Below are 12,121 nucleotides of genomic sequence, written 5' to 3' on the forward strand. Positions count from 1 at the left end.
CGCGCTGATGACAAACACACTTTCCAGTCCGCAACTGGTGGTAGCCCTGGACGTGCCCAGCAGGGCCGATGCCCTGACCATGGCCCGTAAGCTCAAGGGCACCGCGCCCTGGTGCAAGGTAGGCATGGAGATGTTCACTCATGCCGGCCCTGCCTTTCTGGAGGAACTGGTCGGCATGGGCTACAAGGTCTTTCTGGACCTTAAATTTTATGACATCCCCAACACTGTGGGCCAGGCTGTCAAATCCGCCGCTGGCGTGGGCGTGGACATGCTCACCCTGCACTGTCAGGGCGGCGAACGCATGTGCCGCACTGCCTGTGAAGCCGTCGCCAGCTTAAACGGAAAAAAGCCCCTGCTCTTTGGCGTCACGGTGCTGACAAGCTTTGCTCAGGGTGAAATGCCGGGCATACGTGAAAACACGTCCGACTTCGCCCTTGCTCTTGCCAGGGGCGCACAGAATTGGGGGCTGGACGGCGTGGTCTGCTCCGGGCACGAAGTTGCCGGCATCAAGGCAGCCTGCCCCGGCTTCAGCTGCCTGTGCCCCGGCATCCGCCCGTCCGGCTCTGTGGCGGACGATCAGCGCCGCACAATGACTCCGGCCCAGGCCGTGGCGGCAGGGGCGGACTATCTGGTGGTGGGCAGGCCCATCATCGCCGCTTCAGACCCGCGAGCGGCAGCGGAACAGATTCTGGCAGACATGGCGTCTGCCACATAGCAACGGGGATTCAGATGTCTGGCCAGGAAACGACAAAGGTTACACAGGCGTCACCCTCTTCGGGTGCGGGCCATGCGGCGGGGCATAAAACCGATGTGCGCGGCGTGTTCTCCACGCAGGAAGTCCGCCGGGTAGGCACTGGCACCACGACCCGCAAAACAGTGCAAAAAAGCTTCTGGTTCATTGAGCAGCACGGCAAAGTCATCGAGTGCCAGCCGCTCAACACCAACTACGTGCCAAGCGGCCCCAAGCGCAAAATCACCATGGACGAACTCCTCGCCAAATTTGCGCCCGAACCGGAGTTTTACCTCAACTCGGTCTACCCCAAAATGCAGGAAATGCAGCGCGCCATTGAACAGGGCGATGAGCGCAGGGAAAAAGGCGAAACTTTTGCGGCCGAATTCGAGTATTCCCGCGCCCTCAAGATTGATGATGACAACGTACGCGCCAACTTTGGTATTGGCCTTACCTACCTTGAGCGTGGAGATGCCGACAGGGCGCAGGATATCTTTGAGCGCCTCGTAAAGCTGGACGGTGCTTTTGAGCCCGAGCACAAGCACCTTTTCAACGAGTTCGGCATCAGCCTGCGCAAGAACAAGATGCTGGAACAGTCGCTGGAATACTACAGGCGCGCGCTGGAACTTACCCAGAATGACGAAAATCTCCATATGAACATGGCGCGGGTACTGCTGGAGACCAAGGACATCAACGGATGCGTGGATCACCTGCTCAAGGCGCTTGAAATTTCTCCACGACATGAAACTTCGCTCAAATTTCTTGCGTGGCTCATACAAAATAAACTTGTTCCTGCCGACAGGATAGACGGCGTCCGTTCCGCCTTGCAGGCTGCGGCCAAAAGCGCGAACACCGCATCCTGAAACCGGCCTGCGGCCTCTGAGGTTCTGTGAAAAACTGGCTTTTCCGTACGCTTCCTGAGGGCGTTTCCCCTTCCCCGCCTTCAGCGTGGGCCGAAGACCTTTCCATTTCGCCCCTGCTGCTGGAAATCCTTTGGCGTCGGGGTTTTACCCACAAGCAAGTCATCAATGCCTTTCTCGACGCGCGGCCCGGCTCGCTGACGCCGCCGCACAAGTGGCCCCAGATTCCCGAGGCTGCCCAACTGCTGGCGCACGAACTGCTGGCGGGCAAAAAACTGGTGGTCTGGGGCGACTATGATGTTGACGGCATCACCGCCGCGACTCTGGTGCTGGATGTGCTGGAAAGCCATGGTCTGGAAGCGGGTTGGCATATCCCTGATCGCCGCAGCGAAGGCTATGGACTCAATGTCGCCCAGGTGGAAGCTCTGGCGGAACAGGGCTGCGGCATACTGCTCACCGTGGATTGCGGCATTGCCGATACCGAAGCCGTACAGCGCGCGCGCCAACTGGGCATGACTGTCGTTGTTTCCGACCACCATCTGCCCCAGGAACATCTGCCCCCGGCCCACGCTATCTGTAACCCCCGGATCTGCCCTGCCGACACCCTGCCCTGCCCGCATCTGGCCGGAGTGGGCGTGGCCTTCTATCTTATGGGGGCCGTCAACGCGGCACTTGCCCCGCACACGGGCCAACGCCATAAAATGGATCATTGCCTTGACCTTGTGGCGCTGGGAACCCTGGCCGACGTTATGCCGCTGACGGGCGAAAACCGTATTCTGGTACACGCTGGCCTCGCACATCTGGCCATGGCCGCGCGGCCGGGCATTGCCGCCCTCAAGGTCGCCAGCGGCATGGATGCCAAAACCAGGCTTACCAGCGGCCAGGTGAGCTTTCAGCTTGTGCCCCGCATAAATGCCGCCGGTCGCATAGGCAGCGGCGAACTGGCCCTGCGCCTTTTACGGCAAAAAGATTTTTCTTCAGCCCTGCCGCTGGCCCAACAGCTTGACGGGCTCAATACAGAACGCAAGAACGCGGAAAGCGAAATCCATAATGAAGCCCGAATCCAGGCTCTGGACATGCTTTCACGCGAACCTCTGGCCAGTCTTGTCCTGTACGGTCAGGACTGGCATCCCGGTATTGTGGGCATTGTGGCCTCGCGCATTGTGGAAGAATTTTACAGGCCCACCATCATACTTTGTCACGATCAGGGCAGCCTCAAGGGTTCAGGGCGCTCGGTGCGGGAATTTGATCTGCATGCCGGGCTGAACCAGACCGCCGAGGCCCTTCTGGGATTTGGCGGGCACAGACTGGCGGCGGGCGTGCGCCTGTTGCCGGAAAACCTGGGCCGCTTCCGTAACGCGTTTGAGGCTGTAGTGGCTCAAAACCTTGGTACAAGCCCCCTGAGTCCAAGCCTGACACTGGAATGCCAGCTGGATTTTGCCCAGGCCAGCGATCAGATGTTCCTCAAAGAACTTGAAATGCTGCAGCCCTTTGGCCCCGGCAATGCCGAGCCTGTTTTCGCCTCACCGCCCTTGCTGGTCAAGGATCGCTCCCCCCTGGGCCGGGGCGGCGAGCATGTGCGTCTGCGTCTTCAGGACGAGCACAGCGGCCTGATACTCACGGCCAAGGCATGGCGCATGGGGCAGGCCCTGCCGCCGGGCATCGCGGGCAAGCGCATCCGTGTGGCCTATACCCCCCGTCTTGACACCTACAACGGTATCACATCGGTGGACGTGGGCATCAAGGACTGGCAGCCAGCATGACAGCACGTCCATGAACCGCCGGCGCTTTCATAAATATTTTCACCCACCACAGATATTGCCGCCCTCCACAGGGCGGCTTTTCTTTCTTTGGAGCAGGAGCGGCAGCACACATCGGGAATCAGGCTACCCCCTCGACATCACGCCATAGCTGGCACAAAAATGCCGCCCCTGCAGCTTCAACATGCACATGCCAGAGAAAACAAACGTTGAGAATGTAGATTCTCAACGTTTACGCCACGCCCTTTACGACATTTATCCACACAAATAAGCCGCGTTGGCGCTTGCTCAGCGAACGTCTGCACGCAGCCCTGATTATAGCAAAGTATGATAAGATTTTAGACAGTGTCGTCGCAAGATGAATTTCCAGTCATATCAAGGAGAATAAGCCTTTTATGCAGGGAGTGTACTCTGATGGTACTCGACCGGAATAAAAGGCGAAGTTCGACGCAGAGATACCTGGAAAGGCGCTCGTGATGACACTGTCGAGGGGGCGTGGGGGAGAAGCCCCTTTTGCAAAAGGGTCCCTCCCCCACAAAAAACTTACGAACGACGCCGCCCTGATAAGGCATCCTGGCTGCAAACGACTAGGTTACCGGCAAAAAGCTGTTGCCAGTTCCTTCCAGTTGGTCGTCACAGACGGTGAACAGTTCTTGCACCGCAAATGCCATTTGGCTTCTTTGGGCCCTTCAGCGCCAAACCGGACAGATCCCCTTCCGAATTTGCCGTTAATAGTATCCAGCGCCGACATCAGGGCGTCGTTACGCGCATCCTTGCCCGGTGTCGCCTGAGCGAGCAGGTTGCCCTGCTGGCAGTCCACGGGGCACAGATCATAAAGCATGATGCCAGCCTTGGCATACGCGGGCCCTTTTTTGTATATGGCGTCCAGTGTTTTTCTGGCGGCTTGCAGCATGGTGACAGTATCTGCCGTGGGCGGAAAAAAAGGCTGCTGCGCCGTTGCATCAAAGGCTGGTCGGCTGCCGTGCCGGGAGGTGCGTATATGCACAGCAATGCCGCCCGCCACAAGCTCCTGACGGCGCAAGCGCTCGGCGGCCCGAACCGTAAAGGTTCCCACGGCCTGCTCCAGAGAAGCCAGGTCGTACACTTTTTCGCCAAAAGAACGGGACGACACCAGGGTGCGGCGTGGAACCGGGCCTTCTTCCTCGTTGATGCACGGAACTCCCCGCAGCTCCATGGCCGTTTTCCAGCCTGAAATGGTTAAAAACTTGCGCAGCCACACATCATTGGCCTCGCGCAGCCCCCATGCCGATGTCACGCCAATTTCGAGCAGTTTTTTGCTCTGCCGCCAGCCTATGCCCCACACCTCGCGCACAGGAAAGGCGCGCAAGACCGCTGCGGCATCGGGTAAAGCGGAATTCCATACACAGACGCCAGAAGATTTTTTTGCCAGATGGTTGGCGACCTTGGCCAGCGTCCGCGTGGGCGCAACCCCTACGGACACCGTCATACCCGTCCATTGGCGCACTGTCTGCCGCAGCTGTTCGGCAATGTCGCTGGCATTGGCAGCCATGGGGCCCTCAAGGCGCACAAAAGCCTCGTCGATGGAATACTGCTCCACATGGGGGCAAAGCTGCTCGAGCGTGGCCATGACGCGGGCCGAAATATCACCGTACAAGGCATAGTTGGAAGAAAAAACCTCCACCTTATGCCGCTGGAGCAGCGGCCGGGCCTTGAACTCCGGCTCTCCCATGGGAATGCCCAGGGCCTTGGCCTCGGCCGAACGCGCAACGATACAGCCGTCGTTGTTGGAAAGAACCACCACCGGCCTGGTTGCCAGATCTGGACGGAACAATTTTTCGCATGAGGCATAGAAATTGTTGCAGTCCACAAGCGCCCATAAGGGCTGACTACAGTTTGTGGACGACATAGGTCACCACTCCCCATATATGAACATACTCATGCTCTGTTATGTCAATTTCAGGATAATCGGGATTCTCCGGCGCAAGCAGCACCCTGTTACGGCGGCGGATGAGCCGCTTGACGGTCAATTCGCCGTCTACCGCAGCGATGACGATGCGATTGTGACCGGCGGATTCCGAACGATCCACCACCAGAAGGTCGCCATCGTGGATGCCTGCATTGATCATGGATTCACCATGCGCCCGCAAAAAAAACGTGGCGCTCTCATTGCGAACCAGAAATCTGTGCAGATCAAGACGGCGGTCAAGAAAGTCGTCGGCAGGAGAAGGAAATCCGGCTTCGACCGGTGAAAGATAGAGGGGCAGACCTTCCCTTTCTGCGGGGCTGTCAGCTACGCCAAGAATTTCCAGATGCGCGGGTGAAATCTTCATGCGCGCAAAATAGCGTGCCCGCCGGGCAAGGGCAAGAGCAACCGCAGCGGGCCAGCCGGTGGGCGATTTTTCGTGCCAGAGAGCCAGGCAGCGCAGGCTGAACGCAGCCCCCCGGATGCCTGGAGTGTGGGGTGGAAGGCGAAAACCTGCCTTGACAACATGCGGTGAAGTTTGCCGCTGCGAACGCAAAATCCACAGATTGTGCCAGACCAGTAGCAGCACTTGCGCCTGCAAACAATGGCTCGGCCTTGTCGCAACGGACGCAGAGGCGCGTACACCACAAACCGGGTTCTGCCCATGCGGCGGCATGAAAAAGCCAAAAAGTGTTACTCACAGCTGGAATTATTGGCGCGTATTTGTTTTCGAGGGGCGCGCCAGAAACATTCTCGGCATATTTATCCCGTGAAAACATCATGGTAGACTTATATTATAAAAATGCTAATAAATAATATGTCTAAGCGCATAAAACCTGCAGACGACGCATTGGCCAATCCGTTCAGCATCAATGATGTTTACAAACAATAACCATTGCTATAACCATACTACGCACAGTGAATACAGGGAAGAACTGCATTAATGGAATCTGCATAATGTATTCATTGCCGCATAAAACCATCAGTTCATGGCAATAGTGCCGCGCATTACCACGCGCACCATCATACGCAATAATAAATATTTCATCCCGCCAACCCGTTCCATAGTCGCTGACTATCCCGACATGTCACATCGTGGGGCCACTCTCATGCCGACAGAAACTGCACCAAACATACGCAAGATAATCACAGAAAAGCCCATATCCGGGACTGAAAGGAAAATTTTACTGCTTGTTATAGGCTCTACGTTTTTCACAGCTCTGGTTACAGTTTTCATCTTTTACCGTTCTTTGTTTTTCGATCTTGACGACAGACTATTAGGCCGATCCGATGCCATATTTTCCATGCTGTTAAGCCGCATTCCCCCACAGAGCATCACCAATCTTAATGTCCCGGGCGATGCTGATACCGAGACCTACAAAAGAACCCATGTCCTTCTTGAAGACCTTCGCAAAACCACCAATGTGCGCTACCTGTACACAGTAAAGCGCGCTGCCGGGGGCGAGCCCATATACGTTGTTGACGGCCTTTCCCCTGACTCGGAAGATTTCCGCTCCATCGGCGATCCCGTTGAAAGTGAAATCATTCCCATTGTGACGCGTTGCCTTGATGGCCAGTCCATGCGCGGTAAAAATACAATGGACACCTCATGGGGGATAATCATACCCGCCTGTGAGCCTATCAAGCAGGATGGCAGCACCATAGGCGCACTGGTGGTTGAGTTTGACGTGCAGTCTTTTGTCAATAATACGCGGCGTACCGCACTGATATGTCTTGGTTTTTCGTTTGGCGTGGCCATACTGGTGGCAGCGGTGACCGCATTGCTGCTGAAAAAAGTTTCCGGCCCACTGTATCGCAAACTGGCCTATACAGACCTGCTGACGGGAGTGTTCAACAGAAACGCATTTGAATTGGACCTTCGCCACATGGCCGCTGGCGAGGCAGAAGGACTGGTGATACTCGTTTGTGACGTTAACAGGCTCAAGACCATCAACGACCGCTCCGGACACGCAGCCGGAGATGCCCATATCCGCGTTCTTGCCCACCTGCTGCGCAATCAATTTAAGGATTTGGGCAAAACATACCGCATCGGTGGAGACGAATTCACTACCCTGTTACGCGATATTACCATTGAATCCCTTGAAGAACGGATGCTCAAGCTCTGTTCCATTGCAGAAAAGATAAAAATCAAGGGTTTTCAATTGACATTTTCCTACGGGATGGCCGTCTTTGACCCTGATATTGATGACACTGTGCATTCCGCTCTCAACCGTGCCGATGCGAACATGTATCTGTACAAGAATAAATTCAAATACCAACAGATTCTAGGCGAACAGGTTTAGCACTATTCATTACCTTCATGCCGCCGCAGCGCTGCGCAGCAAAACCTCACCTGCTGCCACCAGAAGCTCACCTGCGGCTCGCCGCAGTCCGACACACAGGCTGTCCTGCCTGAAAATCAGCACGAGTATTTGTTCAAACGGCCATATATGCGCGGGTATGTGTGACTGACAGCAAGCGGCTCGCCGCACAAACGTCAGTGCAACCAGACGCTCCACTACGGGCACTGCGGTTTCAAAACCGGCCTGCTTGCCTGCGTATAACGTGTGGTTGTGCAGCACCGCGCGGGCCTGTGCACCGCTCGCGGCCTGCACGGCTCCGCGCTCAGGAGCTTCTGCCCCGAAAGGCAATAAAAAGCCCGCCCCTGTGTCAGGAGCAGGCTCGTGCATTTTCAGCCTGAAGTGTTCTGTCAACTGCGTGTGCAGTCACCGGCAACCAAGGCGTAAACGCAGCTTCAGGCCTTGTCCATAGGCTTTGCCGGAACCGTAGACGGAACCGTCTTACGGGGCAGGGCAGCATCACGACAGACGATGTCGTACCACTCTTTGTTTGCGCTTGCGCTTCTGCGGCGGCCGTCTGCTCACGCATCCGCCAGAGCAATTTCAAAGTACATTGCTCTAAAAATCAAGACGCGCCTTCAAGAGGCGTCATGCGAATTCCACAACCGAATGGCTGCGGATACGCTGAGCGACCAGCGTAAAGGGCCGTTCCCGCACTCACAGATCACGCGATAAAGATCACGGGTGCGGCCAAGCGGGCGCGACGTTTCAATTGTGGTTGAAAGTTTGCCGCACTTGATGCAGGGACGAATGCCAATCGGAGAATTTTCTTTTTCCATAAGCAGACAGTAGCCAATGAAAATGCCGCCGTCAAAGGCATTTGTCTGGATCAGATGAGTTTTGAAATATGAAACGGTTCAAAGTTACCGTTAAGGCACATCGTGACGGCGCGCGTCACCCCGCTGCCATTCCTCATGCCCGCGGCCAGGCCGGGGCACTCGCAATACGGAACCACACGGAATCCAACGGCCTTTCAAAAACAAAAAAGCCGCAAATCCTTAGGATTCACGGACATCAGCGGAGCATAACGCCCCGCACTGGGAGGCCCCCAATGGGCCGCACCATCAAAATATAACTATTTTAAATAAATATTTTTATTTAAAAAAAAATCTCAAAATGCCCCCTTAAATGCCCCCAAGTTTATTTTCCCTCCCCCCCTACTCCATTGGCTGTCCAGGGTGGTGAGGTGGCGGGGGTAGGAAGGAGGAAAAGGAAAAGGCCGGGGATAGCCCCGGCCTTGATTTATTCGAAGAGATTGCGCTGTTCTTGTGTTCCTTTTTGCGTCCTCTTAATTTGCATCGTGTCTATAAAGCCCTTTGCTTCGGGACGGATTGGCAGTCCAACCCCTTCTACCACAGCACCTACTATTTTATTGTCTTTTATCTTGCAGGCCATGTTTACGAACTGACGGGCAACCGTTTGGTTGGCAATAGCTGAAGACGTTATCTCCCTTAGCCTGTCACGCGCCTCTTGACCAAGCCATGCAGTTGAGGCCCAGAATGGCTCTTGCCCTGTCTGGAAAAGAAATATTTTCTGATTTTTAAAATCATACTGTAGTATAAAAAAATCATCATCCAACTGTACAGGGACTATATCCTTCTTCTCTGACTTAAATAAATTATCTTTATAATCATCTTTTCCAGAAGGGACTCCGTTATATTCAACATGCCCATCACCAAGATTATTGATAATGACCAGCGACGTTTCTTGATTTTTAGACAACCCTTCTGTGATTTTAGAGTTTCCGTCAATTAGAACGCTAATTTCAGGATTTTCTCTTATTGCTCTAATAACATCCGGTAGCTTCCAAACACCAGCGAGAGCTAGCAAGAGCAGCACGGTGGCAATTTTTTGCTTTGCGGTCATATCTCTGAATAGCTCCTCGTTCCCAAGTGGGTTTCCACTGTCTTCAAATACAAGGTCAAAAAGCTTCTTTGCAATGCGACTAATAAATTTAATACACCCGTCTTCTATGGAAAATTTTACAATTAAGAATTCATGCTTGTCAAGATTCTTTAACGTAACATCTGTGCAAAAAATTATATTGTAGATGCCTATTATATCTTTTTGAACTGCATTAATGATCTGTGCAGTTCTATAGTCAAGTATATTTGCATTTTCAAAATTATCAGAAAATATTTTTATAGAGTCAGTAATATAGTCTGAGAACTCCAAATCATCAGGAGATATGTTGCCAGAAATAATAGCTGAGGCCGCAAAAACCATATCCTGTCGCGTTGATATTTTCATGAGGCTCCCTTGATGTGTAGTTTCTCAACAACTACCAACCTCCCAATATCGACGCAACTAATATTCAATCATTACCCGATAACTCGGAAACCACGCTTGGCATAAGGCAACAAAAAAGCCGCCCATCTCCAAGCGTCGCACTACGCTTTATCAGCAGATAGGGCCGGATGGGGGTACCGGCCCTAAAAAGGGGGAGGGATTATGGAGGGAGATTGAGAGAGGTAAAAGAGAGGCGTCGTGTCCAAATCAGAATATGCTCTTAGTTATCAACAAGCAATGGCTCTCAAGAAGGTATTTTTTTATGCCTATAACATATCATTTTCTATTCAAACGCTAGGTTGAAAGCATCACCCGTGGGGTGCATGCCCGTCCGGGCACTTTGCTACACAAGTTTATTATTTTTTTAAATTATACAGACATGTTCTAACTATGATGTTAATGTGTAAGTAGTCTAGAGATAGACAGGAGGTTTTATGCATTATTTATTCAAGTTAGCTGGAATGGCATTACAAAGTGACGGTGCAAAAAGATTCACACTTGAAGATGGTCACGTTATGACGATTTCACCTATAGGCGATGGCAAGACTATGGAAAAGACTATGGAAATAAGTATTGAAGATGGGGCGTCGTACAAAACAAGAGGAGTGGACAGTTTTATTGAACAGATTGAAAAAATATTAAAAAACAGAGGAGTTGCTTGGTGGGATGAAGCTAAAGAGGGCCAAGACGATATTTATCAGGTGCTTTCAATGTATGAACAATTTGGCGATGTTCAGCAGGAAGAGCCCCATAAAGATGATGAGAATAAATACCCTGTTAACATTCAGTAAGTTACAAGTCGTATGATACCGTGTGATATACGGATTGACAGCCTCTTTCTTGTACGTGGGTTATCCCAACCTGGAAGGAGAAAGGAGAATTATAATGTACATAAGTCCAAATCAACGTGTCGAGATGAAGCGCCTTTTATCCAATTGGAATAAATACCTTGAAAGTGTTCCACCAGCGTCTGATGACCTAAAATTACATAAATTGCTCGGGATGAATACGTCTATAGTCAGAAAAGACAGCTTTAATATCAGACTGCGAGAGGTTATTAATGATATGAGAACACGTCTTGATGCACCAGAGCAATAAGGCCAAATGATGCAAAAAGCCGCCCATTTCTGAGCGGCCCTCTTTTCATCTCCTCATCTTGTCGCGCATCTCCGGCGGCAACTGCCGCCCCTCTACCTCAGACCAGTACGAATCCTCGCAGTGCCCTTTGTCACCCAAACACCAGAACACCGCGTCTACAATTTTACAGGGCCACGAGCGAACACCGTTGATGTGCCAGCGCCAGCAGTGGCTGGATATGGTTTCATCCGCCCACCACAGGCCGGCCTTTCGCGCACCAGGCAGCAGGCAGATCATGGACACAATGAATCCCGCCAGGGCGTTTAAGCCCTGGTCAATGGCAATCAGCAACTGCTTTGCATTGTGCAGGAAGGTGGCGGCGCGGGTCATATGGCTTCAATCTCCTCTGCCGTGGCGCCACGCTCCAAAGCTTCGGCAACAGCAACTTTTCGCTGCCCACCACGTTCCATGCAGGCAGCCTTGTGGGCCAGAGCGCTCATGTAGAGGGCAATGAAAACAGCCGGGCCAAGCTTCAGGCGCACAAGTTCACCTTTGGATTCCGGGGAGAAATTGCGGTATGCGTTCCACACAACATCAGTGGGCAAGCCTTCGCCACCAGCTATAACCAACTGAGCCACGTTGGCACTGTCGGCAAAATTCTGTTGGTCGAAGCTGTCATAGGAGAAATGAAGGGTTTCTCCACCGATTTCGTTGTCAAAGCCTGCGACAATGGTGGCGGAAGTCTCTGCGTCGATGGCGGCGATTTTACGGGCTGCCGCGTTTTCAGGCTTGTTGTACTCTGCAAGGCGGGCGGCCTCGGTTGCGGCATTTTCAGCGGCACGAGTGGCGGCTTCTTGCTCCAATCGTTCTTTTTCTGTCTGCCACAGGGCTACATAGGGGGCCACCTCATCCGTGTAGGCTGTGGCGTCAGAGGCCATTAACGGCCAGTTGAAGTCGTCAATCCATTCCATATGCCCCTGCTGTCCGTCCCATTGCAGGGCGTGTAAATTTTGTGGGGCAGGAAAGTCAAAAACAAGTGGGACTCCACCCACGGAAATAAGCTTATCGTTGGGAACTACTGTAACTGCAACCATTGTGTT

10 protein-coding genes are annotated in these 12,121 nt (G+C 53.1%); 5 read left to right on the forward strand and 5 right to left on the reverse strand.

Annotation, left to right across the window (positions count from 1 at the left end; translation table 11 throughout):
- Positions 1-7: 7 nt before the first annotated feature.
- The 3 genes from pyrF to recJ are packed head-to-tail and all read left to right on the forward strand — an operon-like array spanning position 8 to position 3,353.
- Positions 8-715 (forward strand): orotidine-5'-phosphate decarboxylase, encoded by a 708-nt coding sequence (gene pyrF, locus RBR41_RS03030; RefSeq protein WP_320350941.1) that lies wholly within the window; start codon positions 8-10, stop codon positions 713-715.
- A 14-nt stretch (positions 716-729) separates the two neighbouring features.
- Entirely contained in the window at positions 730-1,593 is an 864-nt protein-coding gene (locus RBR41_RS03035) for a tetratricopeptide repeat protein (RefSeq protein WP_320350943.1), read from the forward strand.
- A 26-nt stretch (positions 1,594-1,619) separates the two neighbouring features.
- Entirely contained in the window at positions 1,620-3,353 is a 1,734-nt protein-coding gene (gene recJ / locus RBR41_RS03040) for a single-stranded-DNA-specific exonuclease RecJ (RefSeq protein WP_320350945.1), read from the forward strand.
- Positions 3,354-3,942: 589 nt separating this feature from the next.
- On the opposite strand, the gene RBR41_RS03045 is transcribed toward recJ, so the two are convergent.
- A complete protein-coding gene (locus tag RBR41_RS03045) occupies positions 3,943-5,238 on the reverse strand; it encodes a Y-family DNA polymerase (protein ID WP_320350946.1) in 1,296 nt (431 codons plus the stop codon).
- Positions 5,219-5,884 (reverse strand): translesion error-prone DNA polymerase V autoproteolytic subunit, encoded by a 666-nt coding sequence (locus RBR41_RS03050; RefSeq protein ID WP_320350948.1) that lies wholly within the window; start codon positions 5,882-5,884, stop codon positions 5,219-5,221. The genes RBR41_RS03045 and RBR41_RS03050 overlap by 20 nt, the downstream gene beginning before the upstream one ends.
- 520 nt (positions 5,885-6,404) lie before the next feature.
- Between RBR41_RS03050 and RBR41_RS03055 the strand changes: the two genes are divergently transcribed.
- Positions 6,405-7,598, forward strand: coding sequence for a GGDEF domain-containing protein (locus RBR41_RS03055; RefSeq protein WP_320350950.1), 1,194 nt, complete (start codon positions 6,405-6,407; stop codon positions 7,596-7,598).
- 1,299 nt (positions 7,599-8,897) lie between these two features.
- On the opposite strand, the gene RBR41_RS03060 is transcribed toward RBR41_RS03055, so the two are convergent.
- Entirely contained in the window at positions 8,898-9,905 is a 1,008-nt protein-coding gene (locus RBR41_RS03060) for a hypothetical protein (protein ID WP_320350952.1), read from the reverse strand.
- 473 nt (positions 9,906-10,378) lie between these two features.
- Here RBR41_RS03060 and RBR41_RS03065 point away from each other — a divergent pair, with 473 nt between their 5' ends.
- Positions 10,379-10,735, forward strand: coding sequence for a hypothetical protein (locus RBR41_RS03065; RefSeq protein ID WP_320350953.1), 357 nt, complete (start codon positions 10,379-10,381; stop codon positions 10,733-10,735).
- Positions 10,736-11,087: 352 nt separating this feature from the next.
- On the opposite strand, the gene RBR41_RS03070 is transcribed toward RBR41_RS03065, so the two are convergent.
- Positions 11,088-11,411, reverse strand: coding sequence for a hypothetical protein (locus RBR41_RS03070; protein WP_320350955.1), 324 nt, complete (start codon positions 11,409-11,411; stop codon positions 11,088-11,090).
- Positions 11,408-12,115 (reverse strand): hypothetical protein, encoded by a 708-nt coding sequence (locus RBR41_RS03075; protein WP_320350957.1) that lies wholly within the window; start codon positions 12,113-12,115, stop codon positions 11,408-11,410. Before RBR41_RS03075 ends, RBR41_RS03070 begins: the two co-directional genes overlap by 4 nt.
- Positions 12,116-12,121 lie beyond the last annotated feature (6 nt).

It is taken from the genome of Desulfovibrio sp. (assembly GCF_034006445.1).
GTDB lineage: Bacteria > Desulfobacterota > Desulfovibrionia > Desulfovibrionales > Desulfovibrionaceae > Desulfovibrio.

Bases quoted from the DNA above. Each gene is read 5' to 3' on its own strand.
- pyrF (WP_320350941.1), top strand. From the start codon at position 8: ATGACAAACACACTTTCCAGTCCGCAACTGGTGGTAGCCCTGGACGTG.
- RBR41_RS03035 (WP_320350943.1), top strand. From the start codon at position 730: ATGTCTGGCCAGGAAACGACAAAGGTTACACAGGCGTCACCCTCTTCG.
- RBR41_RS03045 (WP_320350946.1), bottom strand. From the start codon at position 5,238: ATGTCGTCCACAAACTGTAGTCAGCCCTTATGGGCGCTTGTGGACTGC.
- RBR41_RS03055 (WP_320350950.1), top strand. From the start codon at position 6,405: ATGCCGACAGAAACTGCACCAAACATACGCAAGATAATCACAGAAAAG.
- RBR41_RS03060 (WP_320350952.1), bottom strand. From the start codon at position 9,905: ATGAAAATATCAACGCGACAGGATATGGTTTTTGCGGCCTCAGCTATT.
- RBR41_RS03065 (WP_320350953.1), top strand. From the start codon at position 10,379: ATGCATTATTTATTCAAGTTAGCTGGAATGGCATTACAAAGTGACGGT.
- RBR41_RS03070 (WP_320350955.1), bottom strand. From the start codon at position 11,411: ATGACCCGCGCCGCCACCTTCCTGCACAATGCAAAGCAGTTGCTGATT.
- RBR41_RS03075 (WP_320350957.1), bottom strand. From the start codon at position 12,115: ATGGTTGCAGTTACAGTAGTTCCCAACGATAAGCTTATTTCCGTGGGT.